The organism is Jatrophihabitans fulvus (assembly GCF_054781375.1).
Genome location: NZ_BAAGUN010000005.1, coordinates 280,529 through 301,014 on the forward strand (window position 1 = coordinate 280,529; position 20,486 = coordinate 301,014).

17 protein-coding genes are annotated in these 20,486 nt (G+C 73.8%); 10 read left to right on the forward strand and 7 right to left on the reverse strand.

Going from position 1 to position 20,486, the window contains the following annotated elements:
* Positions 1–13 precede the first annotated feature (13 nt).
* Together ACYVP9_RS17540 and ACYVP9_RS17545 are read left to right on the forward strand one after the other, a co-directional pair.
* Positions 14–1,240: a M48 family metallopeptidase gene (locus ACYVP9_RS17540; protein ID WP_460606209.1), complete on the forward strand. Its 1,227-nt coding sequence runs from the start codon at positions 14–16 to the stop codon at positions 1,238–1,240.
* 8 nt (positions 1,241–1,248) lie between these two features.
* On the forward strand, positions 1,249–2,052 hold the full coding sequence (locus tag ACYVP9_RS17545) for an inositol monophosphatase family protein (RefSeq protein WP_460606210.1): 804 nt from the start codon (positions 1,249–1,251) through the stop codon (positions 2,050–2,052).
* Here the strand turns inward: ACYVP9_RS17545 and ACYVP9_RS17550 are convergent.
* From ACYVP9_RS17550 to ACYVP9_RS17560, 3 genes are read right to left on the reverse strand one after another with little or no spacing between them, the layout of a single operon-like run.
* Complete coding sequence (locus tag ACYVP9_RS17550; protein WP_460606211.1) at positions 2,049–2,888, reverse strand: MaoC family dehydratase; 840 nt, start codon at positions 2,886–2,888, stop codon at positions 2,049–2,051. The two genes, ACYVP9_RS17545 and ACYVP9_RS17550, sit on opposite strands and share 4 nt — an antisense overlap.
* Positions 2,889–2,890: 2 nt before the next feature.
* Positions 2,891–4,219, reverse strand: coding sequence for a 3-oxoacyl-ACP reductase (locus ACYVP9_RS17555; protein WP_460606212.1), 1,329 nt, complete (start codon positions 4,217–4,219; stop codon positions 2,891–2,893).
* Positions 4,220–4,254: 35 nt separating this feature from the next.
* A complete protein-coding gene (locus ACYVP9_RS17560; protein ID WP_460606213.1) occupies positions 4,255–5,544 on the reverse strand; it encodes an acetyl-CoA C-acyltransferase in 1,290 nt (429 codons plus the stop codon).
* Positions 5,545–5,618: 74 nt separating this feature from the next.
* On the opposite strand from ACYVP9_RS17560, the gene ACYVP9_RS17565 reads away from it, so the two are divergent.
* The 4 genes from ACYVP9_RS17565 to ACYVP9_RS17580 all read left to right on the forward strand — a co-directional run bounded on the left by ACYVP9_RS17565 (position 5,619) and on the right by ACYVP9_RS17580 (position 10,316).
* Positions 5,619–6,398 carry a TetR/AcrR family transcriptional regulator gene (locus ACYVP9_RS17565; RefSeq protein WP_460606214.1) on the forward strand — a complete coding sequence of 260 codons (780 nt, stop codon included), beginning with the start codon at positions 5,619–5,621 and terminating at the stop codon, positions 6,396–6,398.
* Positions 6,395–8,431, forward strand: coding sequence for an acyl-CoA dehydrogenase family protein (locus ACYVP9_RS17570; RefSeq protein WP_460606215.1), 2,037 nt, complete (start codon positions 6,395–6,397; stop codon positions 8,429–8,431). Before ACYVP9_RS17565 ends, ACYVP9_RS17570 begins: the two co-directional genes overlap by 4 nt.
* Before the next feature lie 197 nt (positions 8,432–8,628).
* Positions 8,629–9,180, forward strand: coding sequence for a PadR family transcriptional regulator (locus ACYVP9_RS17575; RefSeq protein ID WP_460606216.1), 552 nt, complete (start codon positions 8,629–8,631; stop codon positions 9,178–9,180).
* 35 nt (positions 9,181–9,215) lie between these two features.
* A complete protein-coding gene (locus ACYVP9_RS17580; RefSeq protein ID WP_460606217.1) occupies positions 9,216–10,316 on the forward strand; it encodes an inositol-3-phosphate synthase in 1,101 nt (366 codons plus the stop codon).
* 65 nt (positions 10,317–10,381) lie between these two features.
* Here the strand turns inward: ACYVP9_RS17580 and ACYVP9_RS17585 are convergent, their stop codons facing one another.
* On the reverse strand, positions 10,382–11,143 hold the full coding sequence (locus ACYVP9_RS17585; protein ID WP_460606218.1) for a hemerythrin domain-containing protein: 762 nt from the start codon (positions 11,141–11,143) through the stop codon (positions 10,382–10,384).
* A gap of 105 nt (positions 11,144–11,248) precedes the next feature.
* Between ACYVP9_RS17585 and ACYVP9_RS17590 the strand changes: the two genes are divergently transcribed.
* The 3 genes from ACYVP9_RS17590 to ACYVP9_RS17600 all read left to right on the forward strand — a co-directional run bounded on the left by ACYVP9_RS17590 (position 11,249) and on the right by ACYVP9_RS17600 (position 13,957).
* Positions 11,249–12,286 carry a helix-turn-helix transcriptional regulator gene (locus ACYVP9_RS17590; protein ID WP_460606219.1) on the forward strand — a complete coding sequence of 346 codons (1,038 nt, stop codon included), beginning with the start codon at positions 11,249–11,251 and terminating at the stop codon, positions 12,284–12,286.
* A gap of 170 nt (positions 12,287–12,456) precedes the next feature.
* Entirely contained in the window at positions 12,457–13,446 is a 990-nt protein-coding gene (locus ACYVP9_RS17595) for a TolB-like translocation protein (protein WP_460606220.1), read from the forward strand.
* A 13-nt stretch (positions 13,447–13,459) separates the two neighbouring features.
* Positions 13,460–13,957 (forward strand): GNAT family N-acetyltransferase, encoded by a 498-nt coding sequence (locus ACYVP9_RS17600; RefSeq protein ID WP_460606221.1) that lies wholly within the window; start codon positions 13,460–13,462, stop codon positions 13,955–13,957.
* Positions 13,958–14,098: 141 nt separating this feature from the next.
* On the opposite strand, the gene ACYVP9_RS17605 is transcribed toward ACYVP9_RS17600, so the two are convergent.
* Genes ACYVP9_RS17605 through ACYVP9_RS17615 form a run of 3 tightly spaced genes read right to left on the reverse strand, consistent with a single transcriptional unit; the run spans position 14,099 to position 19,072 of the window.
* Positions 14,099–17,527, reverse strand: coding sequence for a BTAD domain-containing putative transcriptional regulator (locus tag ACYVP9_RS17605; protein ID WP_460606222.1), 3,429 nt, complete (start codon positions 17,525–17,527; stop codon positions 14,099–14,101).
* Between the two features lie 10 nt (positions 17,528–17,537).
* Positions 17,538–18,947 carry an FAD-binding oxidoreductase gene (locus ACYVP9_RS17610; RefSeq protein ID WP_460606223.1) on the reverse strand — a complete coding sequence of 470 codons (1,410 nt, stop codon included), beginning with the start codon at positions 18,945–18,947 and terminating at the stop codon, positions 17,538–17,540.
* Positions 18,944–19,072, reverse strand: coding sequence for a hypothetical protein (locus tag ACYVP9_RS17615; protein WP_460606224.1), 129 nt, complete (start codon positions 19,070–19,072; stop codon positions 18,944–18,946). Before ACYVP9_RS17615 ends, ACYVP9_RS17610 begins: the two co-directional genes overlap by 4 nt.
* Before the next feature lie 73 nt (positions 19,073–19,145).
* On the opposite strand from ACYVP9_RS17615, the gene ACYVP9_RS17620 reads away from it, so the two are divergent.
* Positions 19,146–20,486 carry an amidohydrolase family protein gene (locus ACYVP9_RS17620; RefSeq protein ID WP_460606225.1) on the forward strand — a complete coding sequence of 447 codons (1,341 nt, stop codon included), beginning with the start codon at positions 19,146–19,148 and terminating at the stop codon, positions 20,484–20,486.

Sequence of the window (20,486 nt, forward strand, 5' to 3'; positions counted from 1 at the left end):
GCAGGATGATCGGGTGACCGAGATCCCGGAGTCGTCGCGCACCTACGACCAGGACGGCCGGGTGGTGCTCAGCGGCATCAGTTCGCGGGCGTTCGAGCACCCGGCCGACCGCGCGGCGCTCACCGCCCTGCGCGCGATCCCCGGGTTCGACCAGGTCATCAAGGTGGCCTCGGGCATGTTGCGCGAGCGGCAGTACCGGCTCGTGCACCTCGCCTCGGCCGTGCGCGTCGACGAGCGGCAGTTCCCTCGCCTGCACGAGCTGCTGGGCGAGGTCTGCACGGTGCTCGACGCACCCCGCCGTCCGGAGCTGTACGTCGTCAACGACCCGTACCCGAACGCGTTCACGCTCGGAGTCGACACCCCGTTCCTCGCGATCACCAGCGGGCTCTACGAGCTGATGGACGACGACGAGCGTCGGGTCGTGCTCGGCCACGAGCTCGGGCACGCCCTCAGCGGCCACGCGCTGTACCAGTCGCTGCTCATGCACATCCTGAACCTGATCGGTTCGCTCGGCTGGCTGCCGGCGAGCGGGCTGGCGCTGCGCGGCATCGTCGCGGCGCTGCGCGAGTGGCAGCGCAAGGCCGAGCTGTCCGGCGACCGGGCCGGCCTGCTCGCCACCCAGGACCCGGACGCCTGCCTGCGCGTGCACATGAAGACCGCTGCCGGGGCCCACCTCGACGAGATCGACACCGAGGCCTTCCTCGCCCAGGCGGCCGAGTACGAGTCGACCGGCGACCTGCGCGACGGCGTGCTCAAGCTGCTCAACACCGAGAAGACCACCCACCCGTTCTCGGTGGTGCGGGCGGCCGAGCTGCGGCGCTGGGCGAACAGCGACGAGTACCGCGACATCGTCGCCGGCCGCTACCCGCACCGCGACACCGACCGCGAGGCCGGCTTCGGCGACAACGCCCGCGAGGCGGCGCGCGCCTACAAGCAGCGCATCGACGAGTCGACCGACCCGTTGGTGACGACCGTCCGCAACGTCGGCAGCTCGGTGGGCAGCGCCTTCGGCGGCGCCGCCGACTCGATCGTCGACTGGTTCACCCGGCGCGGACGCACCGGCGCCGACGACACCCCGCCCGCCGACAGGGCCGACGACGCCGCCGAGGCCGCGCCGTCGCAGGGCTCCGGCGACATCTTCGACTGGTTCTCGCGCCGACCCGGCGGTCCCGATGCCCCGTCCGAGGGATCGGACGCTCCCGACAACGAGCCGCCGGACGGCCCGCCGCCGGTCAGTTGACCGCGCGGGTGAGCGTCGACCCGGCCCTGGCCCGCGCCTTCCTCGCCGCCGCCGCCCGCGCCGCGGACGCCGCCGGTGAGGCGGTGCGCGGTCACGCGGACGACGGTGCGGTGGTGCGCAAGCGCGACGGCAGCCCGTCGATCGTGGCCGACCGGCTCGCCGAGCAGGCCGCGCTCGAGCACCTCGTGCCGCTCGGCGTGCGGATCATCTCCGAGGAGGGCTTCGGCACCGGCGCGCCACCTGCCGCCGGCGAGCCGTGGCTCGCGCTCGACCCGCTCGACGGCACGGGCAACTTCCGCGCGGGTCTGTTGCCGTTCGCGCTGTCGGTCGGGTTGATCGTCGACGGCCGCGCGGTGGCCGGTCTCGTGCACGAACACGTCAGCGGACGGCGCTGGGAGGGCGGGGTCGGGCTCGGCGCGCGACGCGACGGACGCGCGATCGCCCCGGGGACCAGCCGCACCGTGATGGTGCCGAGCCCGGACGTGGGGTCGCCCGCGGTGCTGCCGCCCGGCTTCCACCGGTTGCGCATCAGCGGATGCACGGCCACCGATCTGGCCGCGGTGGCGGACGGGTCGGCCGGGGCGTGGCACAACCTCGACCGGGCCGGCACCCACACCCACGACGTCGCGGGGGCGCTCGGCGTGGCCGCCGGCGCCGGCTGCATCGTGCGCGACTGGTCCGGCGGCGAGCTGGTGCTGCCGAGCGACGTGAACGACCGCATCAAGTTCGTGCTCGCCGGCGACGCGGAGCGGGCCGGGCAGCTGGCCGCGGCGTTCCCCGACCCGGTGCCGCCGCGGCCCGTACCGCGTTAGACGCCGCGGACCGTACCGGCCAGGTGCGGCTTGCCCGACTTCGCGTTGCGCACGTCGAGCTCCCATCCGTCGCCGTCGGGCACCGCCGCGACCGAGACGGTCGAGGGCAGCAGCACGGGCAGCTTGAAAGCGACGTCGACGCGGTAGGCGTCGGGCAGCCGGTTCTCGAGCGTGGCGAGGGTGCGGGCCTTGAGCCACATGCCGTGCGCGATGGCCGACGGGAACCCGAATGCCTTGGCGGTCAGCGAGTGCAGGTGGATCGGGTTACGGTCGCCCGACACCGCCGCGTACTTCCGTCCGACGTCGGACTTTGCGCGAATCTGCGCCAACGCACCCTGCTGCGGCGCGAGCTCCTTGCGCTCGCCCTTCTCGCCGGTGCCGCCGCCGCGACGCAGGTAGGTCGAGCGGCCCTCGTAGACCGTCTCGTCACCGACCGTCGCCGACGCCACCAGGTCGAACTGCCGTCCGGACGGGTGGTCGCGCAGGTCGGCCGCCCGCACCCGGAACGACACCGTCTCGTCCGCGCGCACCGGGCGGTGCTGGGTGATCGAGTTGGCGACGTGCACGAGGCCGACGAGCGGGAACGGGAACGACCCCTCGGTCATCAGCTTCACCGACAGCGGAAAGGCGAGCACGTGCAGGTACGTGGACGGCATCACGTCGCCGACCGCGAAACCGCACACCCGTTGGTAGGCGGCGAGCTCGGCCGGGTCGACCTGCTGGTCGGCGAGCGTGTACTCGCTGTCGGGCAGGGACGAGCCGCGGTGCAACGGGCCCGTGACGGCTGCCCGCGCGTACAGGGGCAGCAGCGAGGGCGACGAGGTGAGCGTGGGCATCGTCAGGCGCCGACCAGGTTCTGGCCGCACACCCGCAGCACCTGGCCGTTGACCCCGCCGGCACCCGGCGACGACAACCACGCCACGCCTTCGGCGACGTCGACCGGCAGGCCGGCCTGCTGCAGCGACGACAGCCGCCGCGCGACCTCACGGGTCGCGAAGGGCATCTTCGCCGTCATCTCGGTGTCGATGAAGCCCGGTGCGATGGCGTTGATCGTCGAGTCGCCGTGGGCCGCGAACGCCTTCGCCGACGAGCGGACCAGACCGATGACGCCCGACTTGGTGGCGCCGTAGTTGGTCTGGCCACGGTTGCCCGACAGGCCGGTGGTGGACGACAGGCAGACGACGCGCGCGTTCTTGTTGAGCTGGTCGCTGCCGAGCAGCGCGGCGTTGATCGCGAGCTGCGACTGCAGGTTGACCGCGATGACCGAGTCCCACTGCTCGGGCTTCATGTTGGCCATCAGCTTGTCGCGGGTGATGCCCGCGTTGTGGACGAGGATGTCCAGCCCCGCGGTGTGCTCGGCGAGGTGGTCGAGCAGGCGCTGCGGCGCGTCGTCGGCGGCGACGTCGAGATGCAGCGTGGTGCCGCCGATCTTGTTGGCGACCTTGGCCAGCGCCTCGCCGGCCTGGGTCAGATCGGCGCAGATGACCTTGGCGCCGTCGCGGGCGAGCACCTCGGCGATGGCCGCGCCGATGCCGCGGGCGGCGCCGGTCACCAGCGCCGTCTTGCCCTCGAGCGGGTGCTCGACGTCGCGCACGGACGGCGCCTTGCCCGACCCGAGCAATACCGACTGTCCGTCGACGTAGGCCGAGCGGCCCGACAGGAAGAAGCGGACGGCCGACGGCAACGACGTCTCGGCCTCGGCCCACAACAGGTTCGCGGTGGCGCCCCGGCGCAGCTCCTTGGCCAGCGAGCGGACGATGCCGTCGAGGGCCTGCCGCGTCGCATCGGCCGTGATGTCCTCGCCGTCGGCCGGACGGCCGACCACGACGATGCGTCCGGACGCGGCGAGGGCCTTGGTCGCCGGCTGCAGGAACTCGCGCACGGCGGCCAGGTCGGCGGGCGTCGCGATCGAGCGCGCGTCGAGCACCGCGGCCGCGACCTTCGTGCCCTCGGGCACGGCGTCGACGACGTCGGCGCCCGCGGCCTCGATCGCCTTGCGGACGGCCGCCGCCGGACGCGACGACGTCGAGCCGAACAGCACCGGCCCGGGCACGACCGGCGCGCCGGACTCGTAGCGCCGCAGCTTGGCCGGCTTCGGCAGGCCGACGCGGTCGGCGACGGCCGATCCCACCGACGAGTTGACGAGGTTCAGGTAACGGTCACTCATGATCGGATGCTCCTTTTGAGCGTCGGTGCGAAAAATCAGGCCTCGAGGATCGCCACGACACCCTGACCACCGGCGGCGCAGATGGAGATCAGGCCGCGGCCGGAGCCCTTCTCGTGCAACGTCTTGGCCAGCGAGGCGACGATGCGTCCGCCGGTGGCGGCGAACGGGTGGCCGGCGGCGAGCGACGAGCCGTTGACGTTCAGCTTCGTCCGGTCGATGGACCCGAGCGGGGCGTCGAGCCCGAGCCGGGCCTTGCAGAACTCCGGGTCCTCCCACGCCTTGAGGGTGGCGAGCACCGTCGAGGCGAACGCCTCGTGGATCTCGTAGTAGTCGAAGTCCTGCAGCGTCAGGCCGTTGCGGGCGAGCAGGCGCGGCACCGCGTAGGCCGGCGCCATGAGCAGGCCGTCACCCTTGCGGTCGCCGTGCACGTAGTCGACCGCGGCGGTCTCGGCGTCGACGAAGTACGCCAGCGTCGGCAGGCCCTTCTCCTTCGCCCAGTCCTCGGACGCGAGCAGCACCGTCGAGGCGCCGTCGGTGAGCGGGGTCGAGTTGGCGGCCGTCATGGTGGCCTCGTCGCCGAACGCCTTGCCGAACACCGGCGAGAGCTTGGCCAGCTTCTCGACCGTGGAGTCGCCGCGCAGGTTCTGGTCGCGCGACAGGCCGAGGAACGGCGTGATCAGGTCGTCCTGGAAACCGCGGTCGTAGGACGCGGCGAGGTTGCGGTGCGAGGCGGCGGCCAGCTCGTCCTGGTCCTCGCGGCTGATGCCCCACTCGAGCGCGGTGATGGCCTGGTGCTCACCCATCGACAGCCCGGTGCGGGGTTCGGAGTTCTGCGGGATGTTCGGCAGCAGCTGCTGCGGGCGAATGCCCGCGAGCGCCTTCAGCCGGGCACCGGTGCTCTTCGCGCGGTTGGCGGCGAGCAGCACCTGGCGCAGGTCCTCGTTGAGCGCGATGGGCGCGTCGGACGTCGTGTCGACGCCGCCGGCGACGGCGGACTCGATCTGCCCGAGCGCGATCTTGTTGGCGGTGAGGATGACCGTCTCGAGACCGGTGCCGCAGGCCTGCTGCACGTCGTACGCGGGGGTGGTCGGCGCGAGCCGCGAACCCAGCACCGATTCGCGGGTGAGGTTGAAGTCGCGGGAGTGCTTGAGCACGGCGCCGGCCACGACCTCGCCGAGCCGCTCGTCCTGCAGCCCGAACCGGGCGACCAGCCCGTCCAGCGCGGCGGTGAGCATGTCCTGGTTGGACGCGCGCGAGTACGGCCCGTTCGAGCGGGCGAAGGGGATGCGGTTGCCGCCGACGATGGCGGCGCGACGAGTGGGCACGGGATTCCTTCCACGAGGTCGGCGTGGGTCACACGACCCTGTCCGTACTCAGGGTATCGGGTACTTTGTGTCCCGTGAACGATCGTGTGTCGAGCCCGACACCCGGGGCGGACGGGCGCCACGCCCGGTGGGACGCGCACCGCGCCACCCGCCGCCGGGAACTGATCGAGGCCGCCACCCTCGCGATCGCCGAGCACGGCGGCGACGTCGGCATGGACCGCATCGCCGCCGCCGCCGGCACCAGCAAGCCGGTCATCTACCGCTACTTCGACGACCGCGACGAGCTGCACCGCGCGGTCGGACGCCACGTGGCGGGTGAGATCGTCCAGGCACTGCAGGACGTGCACGCCGGTGCGCCGGCGGGCACCTCTCACGGCGCGGACGACCCCGATGACGCCGATGAGGCCGACGAGGCCGACGACCCGCGGCGGTTGCTGCACCGCGCCATCGACTCCTACCTGGCGATGGTCGAGCAGCGGCCCACGCTGTTCCGGTTCGTCATCACGCTGCCCACCGGCACGGACGGCGGGCGCCGTCCGGGCGACCCGATCGCCGCGGTGCTGACGGCCGAGCTCGGTCACCACCTGTCCGTGCGCGGGCTCGATCCGGCGGCCTCACGACCCTGGGGCGACGCCGCGGTCGGCTTCATCCGGGCGGCCAGCCTCTGGTGGCTCGACCACCCCGACGAGATGACGCGTCCGCAGCTCACCGAGTACCTGACCGTGCTGCTGTGGAGCGGTGCCGCCGGGGTGTTCACCCCCTCCCCCTCCGCGGCGGGTGACCGCCCGTCCGACGGTGTGTTCCGTCGCCGGGCGGGACGTCCGGGCCCGTCCGTGGGTACACCGGCACCATGACCGACACCGTCGCGCGCACCGAGTCCGGGCCGGCATCGTCATCGGAAAGCGCACAAGCGCGCAAAACCGGCGAGGTGGACACCGCCGTCATCCGGCGTGTCCTGGACGGTCGCTGGCAAGAGGTGCGCGAGCACGCCCGCGAGCTCGCGCAGGACCCCCGCTTCTCGCCCGACCCCGGCGAGGACGTCGAGACGCAGCGCCGCCTCACGTACGAGCGGCTGTTGCTGCTCGCCGAGAGCGGTCATCCGCGCATGGGCTTCCCCACCCGTTACGGGGGCAGCAACGACGTCGGCGGCTCGATCACCGCGTTCGAGATGCTGGCGATGGGCGACCTCTCGCTGCTGGTCAAGGCCGGCGTGCAATGGGGTCTGTTCGGCGGCGCGATCCTCCATCTCGGCACCGACCGCCACCACGAGGCCTACCTGCCCCGCATCATCAGCGGCGAGCTGCTGGGGTGCTTCGCGATGACCGAGACCGGCCACGGCTCGGACGTCGCCAACGTGCGCACGACCGCCACCTACGACGCCGACAGCGGCGAGTTCGTCATCGAGACACCCGACGACTCCGCTCGCAAGGAGTACATCGGCAATGCCGCCCGCGACGGCCGCGTGGCCGCCGTCTTCGCCCAGCTCGTCACCGGCGGCGAGACGCACGGCGTGCACGCCTTCGTCGTGCCCATCCGCGACGACGGCGGCGACCCGATGCCGGGCGTCCGCATCGAGGACTGCGGGCTCAAGGCCGGGCTCAACGGCGTCGACAACGGCCGGCTGTACTTCGACGGGGTACGGGTGCCGCGCGAGAACCTGCTCGATCGGTACGCGAGCGTCGCCGCCGACGGCACCTACTCGACGTCCATCGAGAACCGCACCGCGCGCTTCTTCACCATGCTGGGCACGCTCGTACAGGGCCGCATCAGCGTGGCCGGCGGGGCGGGCAGCGCCACGAAGGTCGCCCTGAACATCGCGGTGCGTTACGGCGAGAAGCGCACCCAGTTCGAGAAGCCGACCGGCGGCGAGATCACCGTGCTCGACTACCTGGCCCACCAGCGCAAGCTGCTGCCCGCGCTGGCCAAGACCTACGCGTTGCACTTCGCCCAGCTCGAGCTGGTCGCCGGCCTGCACGAGACCACCCCCGACCTCGACACCCCCGTGCACGAGCACGACCCGGCCGGTCATCCCGACCGCCGCGAGCTCGAGACACGGGCGGCGGGCATCAAGGCGATCGGAACCTGGCACGCCACCACCACGATCCAGACCTGCCGCGAGGCGTGCGGCGGCGCGGGATACCTCGCCGAGAACCGCCTGCCCGGCCTGAAGGCCGACACCGACGTGTTCACCACCTTCGAGGGCGACAACACGGTGCTGCTGCAGCTCGTCGCGAAGGAGCTGCTCACCGGGTACGCGCAGCACTTCGGCGAGCTCGACTTCCGCGGCACGGCCCTGTTCGTGGCCGACCAGGTCTTCGAGACCGTCGTCGAGCGCTCGGGCGGGCGGCGCCTGCTGCAGCGGCTGCGCGACGCCGCCCCGGTCGCGAAGCTCGGCGAGCTGCTGACCGACGCACCCGGCGAGGCCGACCTGCCGGGCATCCTCGACCACGAGTGGCAGCAGCAGATGTTCGCGGCGCGCGAGAAGCACCTGCTCGAGTCGGCGGCGATGCGGCTGCGGCGCGCGGCCGGGGCCGACGCGTCCGAACAGTTCGCGATCTTCAACGCCGCGCAGGACCACCTGCTGGCCGCCGCCCGCGCCCACGTCGACGCGGCGCTGCTCGCCGCCTTCGTCGGCGCCATCGAGGGCATGCAACGCGGCCCGGAGAAGCGGTTGCTGGTGTCGCTGTGCGACCTGTTCGCGCTGTCGACGATCGAGGCCGAGCGCGGTTGGTTCCAGGAGCACGGCATGCTCACCGCCACCCGCTCGAAGGCCATCATCGCCGGGGTCAACGACCTGTGCGGGGTGCTGCGTCCCTACGCCCGCGACCTCGTCGACGCGTTCGGGGTCCCCGAACCCGCCCTCGACGCCCCCATCGCCCACTACTGATCCGGCTTCCTGAACGGCCTGCGGCGGACGGGTCCGGTGCGCCGGATCCGTCCGATTTCGTGGGCGTTCGTCACCTGCCCGACCCCTGCCCGTCACCGTCCGGCTACCGTGGCGTCGCGACCCTCTCGCGCTGATGTATCGTCGTGATACATCGCGCCGAGACCACCTCGACGTGGCGACGTGCGAAGGGGGCGGCCGTGCTGGAGATCGCCGTCCTCGGGTTGCTCAACGAGAGCCCGATGCACGGGTACGAGATCCGCAAGCGCCTGGCCACCGTGCTCGGCACGTTCCGGGCGTTCTCGTACGGCTCGCTCTACCCGACGTTGCGGCGGCTGTCCGAGGCCGGCTGGATCACCGAGGAGGCGCCGGGTGACGGCACCGAGTCGGGGTCGTCCCGGTCGCGGCGCGGCAAGCGCGTCTACCAGCTCACGGCCGAGGGCAAGGAACACCTGGCCGAGCTGCTGGCCGACGTCGGTCCGGACGCCTTCGACGACGAGGGCTTCGCGGGGCGGCTGGCGTTCTTCGGCCAGACCCGCTCCGACATCCGGCTGCAGATCCTCGAGGGTCGCCGCCGCCGGGTCGAGGAGCAGCGCGAGGGCATGCAGCGGGCCCGCGCGAGTGAGCGGTTCGACCGCTACACCCGCCAGTTGCACGAGCACGGTCTCGAGTCGGTCGACCGCGAGGTCCGCTGGCTGACCGATCTCATCGAGAACGAACGCAACACCGGAACACCCGGCACCACCACCTGATCGTCCGAATTCCCGAAACACAAGGAGGAGCCCTGATGGGTTCGCAGTCCGCGACCGGCAAGATCCGCGTCGCCATCGTGGGTGTCGGCAACTGCGCCGCATCCCTCGTCCAGGGCGTCCACTTCTACCGCGACGCCGACCCCACTCAGAAGGTCCCGGGCCTCATGCACGTGACCTTCGGCGACTACCACGTCCGCGACATCGAGTTCGTCGCCGCGTTCGACGTGGACGCCAAGAAGGTCGGGCTCGACCTGTCGCAGGCGATCCTCGCCAGCGAGAACAACACCATCAAGATCTGCGACGTGCCGCAGCTCGACGTCCCCGTGCTGCGCGGCCACACGCTCGACGGCCTCGGCAAGTACTACCGCGAGACCATCGAGGAGTCGCTCGAGGAGCCGGTCGACGTCGTCCAGACGCTGAAGGACCAGGCCGTCGACGTCCTCATCTGCTACCTGCCGGTGGGCTCCGAGAACGCCGCCAAGTTCTACGCGCAGGCCGCCATCGACGCCAAGGTCGCGTTCGTCAACGCGCTGCCGGTATTCATCGCCAGCACCCCCGAGTGGGCCAAGAAGTTCGAGGACGCCGGCGTCCCGATCGTCGGCGACGACATCAAGAGCCAGGTCGGCGCGACCATCACGCACCGCGTGCTCACCAAGCTGTTCGAGGACCGCGGCGTCGAGGTGCAGCGCACCTACCAGCTGAACGTCGGCGGCAACATGGACTTCAAGAACATGCTCGAGCGCGACCGCCTCGAGTCGAAGAAGATCTCCAAGACGCAGTCGGTCACCAGCCAGATCCCCGACCGCGACCTGGGCGCGCGCAACGTGCACATCGGCCCGTCCGACTACGTGCAGTGGCTCGACGACCGCAAGTGGGCGTTCATCCGCCTCGAGGGCAAGACGTTCGGCGACGTGCCGCTGAACCTCGAGTACAAGCTCGAGGTGTGGGACTCCCCCAACTCGGCCGGCATCATCATCGACGCGCTCCGCGCCGCGAAGATCGCGAAGGACCGCGGCATCGGCGGCCCGATCCTGTCGGCGTCGAGCTACTTCATGAAGTCGCCGCCCGTGCAGTACTTCGACGACGAGGCGAAGAAGGCCGTCCAGGACTTCATCGACGGCACCGTCGAGCGGTAACCACGCACCACAGCACCACCGACATCGAGAGGCCGGTCCCGGTACGGGGCCGGCCTCTCGTCGTCTCAAGGGGTCGGCGTCCCGTACACCCGCCGCGCCCGCCGCGCGTACAGCCGCGGCGCCAGCCGGGGCAGCAGCACCCGCACCGGCGGCGGCGCCTCGCCGAGCATCTGGCGCACCACGGCGGGGTCGCCCTCGTAGGCGAACATGCCGAACGCGAGGGCCAGCGCGGGTTTGGGTATCGCGGCGGCCGCCCGCTCGCCGATCGCCGCCCACTCGGCAGGGCTGAGCATCGCCGCCGCCAGCGGCAACAGCTGCTCCTCCTCGTGGTCGAGGTGCTCGCGCACCAGGGCGAACAGGTGGTCGAGCGCCTCGATGAGCGACTCGGCCGTCGCGGCGTCCGCGTGCACCGCCCAGGCCTCGCGCCGTCGCGTGACCTCGTCCAGGGCGGCGTCGATCGCCGCGTGCTGCGCCTCGGCGTCGGCGAGCGCGAGTTCGGGCGCGGGCACGCGCTCGCGCAGCAGCGGCCACAGCAGCTCGTCCTCGCCTTCGTGGTGGTGGTGCAGCAGGTCACCGACGAAGCGCAGATGGGCCACGACGCGGCCGGCCAGCGCCCGGTCACCCGCCGGCACCCGGCGGACGGCCGCCGGTGCGAGCCGGAACTCGCGCAGCAGCGCGGTGTGCACGACGACCATGTCGCGCACGTCGACGAGCGGTTGCTCGGGCAGGCGCGTCGCCGGCGTCGGGCAGACCCAGTGGGCCTCGAGCGGGTGCCACCAGCAGGCGGTGGTGTGGGTGTGGGCCAGGGCGAGATCGAAGTTCCTCATGGCCCGAGCCTCGGAGCACGGGCGCCGGCGTCCCATCCCAGAAAGCTGGGGTTCTTCCGCCAGGGACGGGTTCCGAGGACTCCGTCCGTGGGTGACGATGTGACAGTGGCCCTGACCGCGCGTGAGCTCGCCGAGCGCATCGACCGCATGACGGCGTCGTGCGACGGCGTCGACGAGGTCGCCCACGCCGTCTTCGCCGCCGTCGCCGCCGCGGTGCCGTTCGCGTTCGCGTGCGTGGCCACCACCGACCCCGCCACCGGCCTGATCACGGGCGCGATCAAGTCCGATGAGCTGCCCCTCGGCGACCAGGAGTTCGCCGCCGCCGAGTACGGCGGCCCCGACGTCAATCTGTTCGCCGAGATCGCCGGGCGGACGGTGCCGGTCGGCGTGCTGTCGGTCGACACGGGCGGTGACCCGCAACGGTGCGCCCGGCTGCGCGACTACATGACGCCCCGGTTCGGATTCACCGACGAGATCAGGCTCGCCTGCCGCTCCCGGGGCGCGGTGTGGGCGGCGCTGGGCCTGTACCGCCGCGAGGGCGAACCACCTTTCACTGCGCATGACGGAGCACTGGTGGCGGCCGCCGCCGAGCCGGTCGCCGGCGCCGTCCAGCGGGTGCTGTTCACCCGCTCACCGGTCGTGGGCGATGCCGGTCCGGCCGTCCTGATCGTCGACGCGGACGACCGGCTGACCGACATGTCGGCTGCTGCGGAGGCCCGCATCGCCGAGCTCGGCGGCTGGGACCACGGCGACCTCCCTGCGAGCGTGCTGGCCGTCGTCGCGACGGCGCGGACGGGCGGCGCCGCGACCCGCACCGTCGTCCCGTCCGCCTCGGGCCGGTGGTTGACCCTGCAGGCGCTGCCGCTCGGCAGCGCCGACGGTGCGACGGGCCCGCGCCCGGTGGTGGTCACGGTCGAGCAGACCGCGCCGTCCGCCGTCGGCCGGCTCACCCTCGCCGCGCGCGGGCTGACCGGCCGCGAGCAGGACGTCACCGACCTGGTGCTGCGCGGCACCTCGACGAAGGACATCGCCGCCACGCTGCACCTGTCGCCCCACACCGTGCAGGACCACCTCAAGGCGATCTTCGCCAAACTCGAGGTCAGCAGCCGCCGCGAGATGATCGCCCGCCTGGTCTCGGGCTGAGCCGACGCGGTTCCCCAACTTTCTGGGATGGGACGGCCACCCCGGTGCGGCCACCGTGGTCACCGGGACCTGCGCCCTCACCGCGAACCACCAAGCCGGCGGCAAGAAAGCCCCAACGCGGTCGTCCGACGCTCGGTCCTGTCCCGCCCACCTCAGCGACAGGAATCGTCATGACCACAGCAACCCGTACGTTCCGTTCCCTCGCCCTCGCGTCGCTGGCCGCGACCGCGCTCGGCGCCGTCACCCTTCCGGCCGCGTCCGCGACCCCCGTCCGGACGACCGCCGCCACGCGGGGCACGTCCGGCACCATCGTGTTCGTCCGCGCCCACAACATCTGGGTCGCGAAGGGCGACGGCACGCACGCTCACGCCGTCACCCGGTCGGGGACGGCTGCCCGTCCGTACCACTCCCCGTCCGAGTCGGACACCGGCATCATCGCCGCCGCCCGCGGCACGGTGATCGTGCGCATGACACAGCGGGGGAAGGTCCTGAACGTCATCGACCCGCCGGCACTGCGCAACTCGGCGGGCGAACGCATGGACGGCGCGGTCAACGACGTCGCCCTCTCGCCGAACGGGCGCACGATCGCCTGGTCCTTCGTCCGCTACAGCTGCCCGGTCGGCGCCGACTGCCTGGTGCGGTACGCGACCGGCTACACCGCGTCGACCCGGCGCACCCACGCCGGCCGGTCCACCTATTACCGGCAGGCGTCGTGGGTGACGAGCGGCCGCACGCTGCAGACCGGCGGGTACGGCTCGCAGGTCATGCTGCAGGACGTGACGGGCGCGCCGCGGCACTGGTTCGACGACCACGACTACGCCTTCCCGAGCGAGGACCTGTCCGACGGGGAGCTGTCGCGCAACGGCCGCTGGCTGGCCGAGGTTCGCGGTGACAAGGGCAGCCGCGCGATCATCTGGTACCGCGTCGGTCGCAACGCCCGGGCGGGGTCCCCGCCCGCCGTCCCGACCTACACCTGCTACACCAACGGCGAGGCCGCGCACGCGTCGCCGACGTGGTCGCCGGACTCGACCGCACTCGCGTGGGCAGGCTCCGGCGGCATCTGGGTGAAGCGGTCGGCCGGCACGTGCAGCTCCCCGGCTCCGCGGCTGCTGATCCGCAACGGCTCGGCGCCCGACTGGTCGCCCGCCGGACTGCGTTGAGGGAGGACGCGCCATGAGCACACCGGACGCGAGGTTGCGTCCGCTGCGGGAGGCGGACGACGCGGCCCTGGTCGCGTTGTTCGCCGATCCCGCGGTCGCGCTGTGGAACCCGGGGCCGTCCCCGGCCGACGTCGCCCGCTGGCGTCGCGAGAACACCGAGGTGTCGGACGACTTCCGCACCTGGGTGATCACCGACGGCGGGGACGGCCTGCTCGGGCTGGTGTCGCTGTTCTCGATCGAGGACGAGGGGCACACCGCCGAGGTCGGGTTCCGCGTGGCCCCGCATGCCCGCGGCCGGGGGCTCGCCCGCGCTGCTCTGGACGAGGCCCTGCGACGGGCGTCCGCCGAGCGGGGCGTCTGGGTCGTCGAGGCCTGGCACGCGGTCGGCAACACGGCCTCGTGCCGCGTGCTCGGCGCCTGCGGGTTCGTCCTCGACGCGGTGCTGCCCGCGAACCACGAGTACGGCGACGGTCGACTGCACGACGAGCACCGGCACCTGCGTCGGCTGTGACCGTCGGTCGCGAGGTCCGACCGGCCGACGGCACCGCCGGGTTCGTGCGCGATGCGCCGTCAGATATGCGCAACACCGCTCGAACACCTGGTCGCGTGCCGATCGTCATCGGAGGCGGCGGCCCTGCGCGTCGCCTGACCGTCACGCGGGTGGGTCCGCGGCGGTGCGGGCACGCTCGGCGAGCCCGTATCGCCCGCCGGCTTCCGCCTCGCGGGCGAGCTCGAACAGGGCGTCCGCCGTCCGGGTGGCCCCCGGACCGGCGGCGTCTTCGGCGTGGTCCCAGAGCGCGGCCTCGACCCGGCAGTGCAGGGCCGCCCCGGCGCCTCCGGTGCGCTCGCAGAGATCCTGGGCGGCGGCCAGCAGTTCGCGCGCCCGCACGGTGTCGCCGAGCAGGCGGGCCAGCCGGGCCGTCGCCAGGGCGACCGGCCCGACCGTCCCGCACTGCCCGAAGGCCGCGAGGCAGTCCTGTACCGGGGTCAGCACGTCGAGCAGGACGGGTGCCACGTCGACCAGACCCCGGTCGCACACCACGTGGGCGAGCACCGTCGCGCGCCCGTGCGAGGTCCATACGTCGGGCTCGGGGCGCAGCACCTCTGCGCGCAGGCGTGCGTCGCCGCCTTCGGCATCGCCCGCCGCGGCCACGACGGCACCGAGCCAGCGCGACACCATCGGGTTCGTCGTGACGGCGGCGGGCGCGTCCGCGAGCCGCCCGGCATCCCAGGCCATGGCCAGCGCCGCGAGCTCGAAGGTGCCTGCCTGCTGCAGTTCGCTGCGCCGGTGCGCGTGCTCGGCCTCGGCGTAGAGCTCGGCGGCACGCTCGCGGTCCCCGCGCCACAGCGCGAGGCCGGCCTCGAACCACCGCAGCTGCACCCGGCTGATGACCATGCGGTGCACGTCCGCCCCCGCCACCCCGCGCCGCCACGCCGCCTCGGCGTCGGGCAGGCGGGCCAGCGTGATCGCGGCCATCGTCCGGATGTTGTCCGCCAGCACCTGGTCGGGGCCGGCAAGAGCGTGTTCGAGCCCGGCCAGTCGGTCCAACAATCCCACCGACTCGACCGCGTGGCTCGCGACCCCCGCGTACGTCAACGCGCGCCCGAGCAGGGCGTCGGCGAGCACCTCGGTGTCACCGCTGCGACCGGCAAGGTCGATCGCGCGCGCGCTCATGTCGTCCGGTACGGCCGGGTCGGGGTCGTAGCACCGGCCGATCGCGGTGACCGCCAGTACCCGGGCGCGGGCACCGACGTCGGCGGTGAGCACGTGGTCGAGTCCCTGCAGCGTGGTCATGATCGGTGCCGGGTCGGACCCGAACACCGGCCACGGCCACGCCCCCGACATCCGCAGCAACGTGGCGGCCAGTCGTCCGGCCGCGGCGGGTCGACCGGCGCGCACGGCGTCGAGCACGGCGGCGTCCAGCAGGTCGAGCAGTGCCTGGCCGCGCCCCTCGCGGGCGAGGGACGCGGCGTAGGCGACGACGATGCCGTCGCGCGTGTCGGGTCGCGGGTCGTCCGTCCCGCGGTCGAACGCCGCCAGCGCCGCCGCCCACCAGCTCGAGGCGGGCAGCCACTGCCGGTCGAGCAGCTCCGCGGCGGCGCGACAGGCGTCGACCACGGCGTCGGGGTCGGCGAGCGCGCCGGCGGCCTGCAGGTGCGCGGCACGGCGCAGCACCGCGGTGGGCGACGGGCCGGCCGTCGCGGCGGCGGCGTCACGGTGCCAGCGCCGCCGCCGGCCGTCGGCGACCTCGGCCACCAGTTCGTCCCGAAGCAAGGCGTGCGCGAAGGTGTAGGCGGCCCCGTCGAGCGACGGCTGCAGCAGATCGGCGTCCGCGGCGGCGTCCAGCGCGTCGACCACCTCGGTGACGTCGCGGCCGGCCACGGCGGCCGTCACCCGCAGGTCGACCGGCTCGCCGAGCACCGCGACGACCCGCAGCACCTCGTGCACACCGCCGGGCAGGGCGGCGAAGCGCCGGCGCAGCGCGGTGCGGACGGCGTCCGGGGTGCGCTCGCCGTAGCGTTCCGCACGCGGCAGCCGCGCGTACTCGACGACCGCGAACGGACTGCCCCCGGTGCGGTCGGTCAGCTCGCTGGCCTCCATCCCCGTCGGGCGCTCACCCGACACCGACTCCACGAGCCGCGCGACATCCGGGGCCGCGAGCGGGGACAGCGCGATCCGGCGGCCGCCCGGTCGCCGCGCCACGATGTCGAGCACCCGCTCGAGCCGCTCACCGGTGCCGTTCGGCCGGGTCGTCAGCAGGACGGCGAGGCCGGGTTCCACGGCCGTCTCGGCCAGCACACCGAGGAAGCGCAGGGACGCGTCGTCCGCCCAGTGCAGATCGTCGACGACGACGGCGAGGGGCGCCTCGGCGGCGCGACGGCGGACGAGGGCGACCGCATCCTCGACGACGGCGAAGCTGCCGCGGTCGGCCGCCGCGGTCCCGTCCCGGTCGGGCGGGAGGGCGAGGGGCTCGCCCAGCTCGGCGAGCAGTTGCCGCACCGGCCACCACGGCGGGCTGTCGTCCAGGTCGGGACACCGGGCGCGCGCGACCGGCCCGGGCCACCCCCGCACCACCTCGTCCACCAGCCGGGTCTTGCCGATGCCGGCGGGCCCGGCCACGACGACCCACGCGGGGACGTCCGCAGACACCGCGCGGGCGATCGTCGCGAGCTCGACGTCGCGTCCGACCAGCTCCGGGACCTCGGGGCCGGCGTCGGGGACGACGTCCGGACCGGCGACCGCTGCCGGGGCGGCGGGACCGGGGGACGTGGGGTTCCGGGACACGGGTGCCGTGCTGACGGCCGCCGCGGGCGGGGGCCACGACATCAGCGACGGGTCGTGCCGCAGCACCGCCGTCTGCAGCGAGCGCAGGTCGGGGCCAGGTTCCAGACCCAGTTCGTCGTCGAGGCGCACGACCACGGCCCGCAGGGTGTCGAGCGCGTCGGGAACCCGTCCGGCGCGGACGAGCGAGAGCACGTGCAGGCGCGCGGCCTCCTCGTCGAGCGGCCGCTCTGCGAGCAGGACCGTCGAGCGGGCCAGCGCCTCGGCCACGTCACCGGTGCCGAGCAGCGCGGTGACGAGATGTTTCTGCACGCCGGTACGTCGCTCGACCCACGGCGCGGACGCGACCCGCACCCACTCGGCGTCGGCGACATCGGCGAGGAACGCGCCCCGCCAGAGGGCGAGCGCCTCCGCGCCCACCCCGACCGCGTCGGCCCACGCCCGGCGGGCGACCGCACTCGCGCACTCATCGGCGAGCGCGGCGAAGTCGGCGACGTCCGATCGCGCGCGGGACAGGTCCAGGGCGTACCCGGCGCCGCGGCGCACCACGGGCGCCGGCGCGGCGGCGTCGGCACGCAGCAGCCGCCGCAGCCGCGAGATGTGGGCCTGCAGTCCGGCCTGGACGTTGGCCGGGCGCGCCTCGCCCCACACCGTGTCGACGAGGCGGTCCACGCTCACGACGGTGCCGGCGGCTTCCGCGAGCACGGCGAGGACGGCCCGCTGCTGGGGCGGGCCGAGCTCGAGCGGCTCGCCGTCGCGGTCGACGGCGAGCGGCCCGAGCAAGCGGTAGTGCAGCACGGCGTGATCGTCACACCGACGCGGCGGGACCGACAGCGGCCGAACGGACCGCGTCGCCACCGGTGAGCACTCCCGCCGGGTCGTGGTGGGCGACGAGCCCGGCCAACGCGGCCAGCCGCTCGGTGCCGAAGCACCGCCGCGCCGAGGCCGCGGTGAGGGCCCCGCCGAAGTTCGGCAGGCCGCCCGCGGCCAGCCACGGCCCAAGCGCTGCGGCCAGCGCATCCGCGTGGGCGGTCGTGGGCCCGACCAGCGGCGGGACCCCGATGCCGATGGTCAGCAGGGCGAACGGGGCCTCGCGGTGGGTGACGACGTCGCCGTGGCGAGAGGGCGTGGCGACCGCGCCCCCCAGCTGGCGCACCTCGACGACGACCTGCGGGTTCTCGGCCCCCGGGCCGACCAGGGCCAGCAGCGCGTCGATGGTGCCGGTCTCGACGTCGGCCAGCAGGTGGGCGGTCTCGGTCACCGGCATCGGGTCCTCGGGGTCGGCGTGGATCGCGCCGATCCGCTCGGACGGCAGGTGTCCGACTTCGCCGAGGATCACCGCAGCGACGTCGCGCATCGGGGCGAAGGCCGCCTCGCCCGCCGCCTCGTCGCCGGTCCACGCGTACCGGACGGCCACGGTGCAGCGGCCGGCGAGCGGCGGCGGCACCGCGGGCAGCGGCGGCAGGTTCAGCACCGCCACCGACGTGGTGGCCGCCGCCGGCAGGGTCGGCGCCCAGCGGCGCCACGCCTGCAGCACCGCGGCGGTGTCCGCGCCGTCGAAGTACAGGCAGCCGCCGTAGACCGACGGCAGGGGCAGCAGGTCGATCTCGACGGCGGTGACGATCCCGAGCGACCCCTTGCCGCCGCACAGGCCGCGGAACAGCTCCGGCTCGGCGTCCGGGGTGACGCGACGCAGCACGCCGTCGCCGGTGACGAGCTCGAACGCGCGGACGTGGTCGGAGCCCAGGCCGTACGTGCGCGACAGCGGACCCACTCCCCCGCCCGTCAGGAAGCCGACCACCCCGACACCCGGCGCGGACCCGCAGACCGGCGCGAACCCGTGCTCGGCCGCGGCGGCGAGGACGGCCGACCAGCGAACCCCCGCCCCGACCCGCGCCCACCCGCGGGGGTGCACGACGAGTTCGTCGAGGTCGCCGGTGTGCACGAGCAGGACGTCCGGGCCGACGGGTGCGGCGCCGTGCCCGGTGGCGCGGACGTCCACCCGCAGACCGTGCTCGGCCGCCGCGCGGACCACCGCGGCGACATCGGCCGCGTCGGCGGCGACGACGACCCCGGCCGGCACGCAGGGAACGGCGACGTTCCACGGCGTGCTGCGGGCGAGGTACTCGGGATCGCCGGGGACGAACACGCGCCCGGTGATCGAGGCTGACAGTTCCGTGACCCAGGCGGGGCGGACGGACGGGGTGGCGGTGGTCATGGTGGCTCCTCGGTGACGAGCCGGTCGCCGGTGCGGCGGGCCGGAGTGGGGACACCGTCCGCCCCGGCGCTGGTCGGCTTCTTGGCGCGGGCGAGCGGCTGTCGCCAAGCCGGCGCCAAGGGCATGCCAGGCGGCTGCGACGACGCTCACCGCACCGAGCCCGGCCACCGCGGCCGGGACCCGCCGAGAGGATGCGCCATGACCGCCACCACCGTCCCGACCTCGTCGACCCTGCTCGTGCGCCACGGCGACGTCGTCACCCTCGACCCGTCGCTCGGAACCGTCGCCGACGGCGACGTCCTGGTGCGCGACGGTGTCGTCGTCGCCGTCGGTCACGACCTGCCGGCGCGACCCGGGTTGCGCGAGCTCGTCGACACCGCCGAGACCGTCGACGCCCGCGGCACCGTCGTCGTTCCCGGTTTCGTGGACGCGCACGTCCACGCGTGGGAGGGCGTGCTGCGCGGACTTGCGCCCACAGCCGACTTCGGTGCCTACCTCGGTCTCACCGCGTTCGGATTCGGGCCCCACTTCACGCCCCGAGACGTGTACGCCGGCACGGTCGCCACCGCGCTGTCGGCCCTCGACGCCGGCATCACCACGATGGTCGACAACGCGCACTGCGACCTCACCCCCGACCACGCTCGTGCCGGCATCGACGCGTTGCGCGACACCGGCATCCGCGGCGTGCACGCCGTCGGTTCCCCCTTCGGCGCCACGCTCGAGCACGTGCCCGCCACCGCGGCCGCGCTGCGCGACCGCGGCGCCGGCCCGCTCGTCGGCGTCCGCCTCTTCGACATCGACCCGACACCCGAGCTGTGGGCGTTCGCCCGCGACGCCGGCCTGTGGGTGTCGAGCGAGACGGGACCGCATACCCCCGACCTCGAGGAGCGGTTCGAGGCACTCGCGCGAGCGGGGCTGCTGACCGCGCAGCACGCGCTGAACCACTGCTACGACCTGCCCGACCGCGTCTGGCAGCTCATCGCCGACAGCGGCGCCACGGTCAACCTCTGTCCGCGCTCGGACGCTCGCTACGGACTGGGCTCTGCGATCGCTCCCGTGGGCTCCGCGCTGCGCCACGCCGCCGCCGTCGGCCTGAGCAACGACAACGAGACCAGCTACCGGCTGTCGATGTTCGCCGAGATGCAGGCGCTGCTGCTGCGCGACCGGGCCGAGCAGTTCCGCCGGGCGGCCGCCGGTCTCGACGCCCGACCTGACGCCCTCGACCCGGAGCAGGTCCTGCGGTTCGCCACCGTCGGCGGCGCCGCCAACGCGGGTCTGGCCGACACCGTCGGTTCGCTGTCGCCGGGCCGCCAGGCCGATCTGCTGCTCGTGCGCACCGACCGGGCCGCCCAGGCCGCGGGAGCCGACCCGGTTGCGGCCGTCGTCGAGGCGCACCCCGGCCAGGTCGAGTCGGTGTTCGTCGCCGGCCGCGCCCGCAAGTGGGCGGGCCGGCTCGTCGGGGTGGACGACGCCGCCGTGCGCGAGCTGCTGAGCGCGAGCCGCGACCGTGTCGGGGCCGCCGCTGCCGTCCCGGCGTGA

Excerpts from the sequence above, each read along its gene's own strand:
- ACYVP9_RS17580 (WP_460606217.1), top strand. The coding sequence starts at position 9,216 with ATGGGTTCGCAGTCCGCGACCGGCAAGATCCGCGTCGCCATCGTGGGT.
- ACYVP9_RS17570 (WP_460606215.1), top strand. The coding sequence starts at position 6,395 with ATGACCGACACCGTCGCGCGCACCGAGTCCGGGCCGGCATCGTCATCG.
- ACYVP9_RS17600 (WP_460606221.1), top strand. The coding sequence starts at position 13,460 with ATGAGCACACCGGACGCGAGGTTGCGTCCGCTGCGGGAGGCGGACGAC.
- ACYVP9_RS17620 (WP_460606225.1), top strand. The coding sequence starts at position 19,146 with ATGACCGCCACCACCGTCCCGACCTCGTCGACCCTGCTCGTGCGCCAC.
- ACYVP9_RS17550 (WP_460606211.1), bottom strand. The coding sequence starts at position 2,888 with ATGCCCACGCTCACCTCGTCGCCCTCGCTGCTGCCCCTGTACGCGCGG.
- ACYVP9_RS17595 (WP_460606220.1), top strand. The coding sequence starts at position 12,457 with ATGACCACAGCAACCCGTACGTTCCGTTCCCTCGCCCTCGCGTCGCTG.
- ACYVP9_RS17615 (WP_460606224.1), bottom strand. The coding sequence starts at position 19,072 with ATGCCCTTGGCGCCGGCTTGGCGACAGCCGCTCGCCCGCGCCAAGAAG.
- ACYVP9_RS17610 (WP_460606223.1), bottom strand. The coding sequence starts at position 18,947 with ATGACCACCGCCACCCCGTCCGTCCGCCCCGCCTGGGTCACGGAACTG.
- ACYVP9_RS17555 (WP_460606212.1), bottom strand. The coding sequence starts at position 4,219 with ATGAGTGACCGTTACCTGAACCTCGTCAACTCGTCGGTGGGATCGGCC.
- ACYVP9_RS17585 (WP_460606218.1), bottom strand. The coding sequence starts at position 11,143 with ATGAGGAACTTCGATCTCGCCCTGGCCCACACCCACACCACCGCCTGC.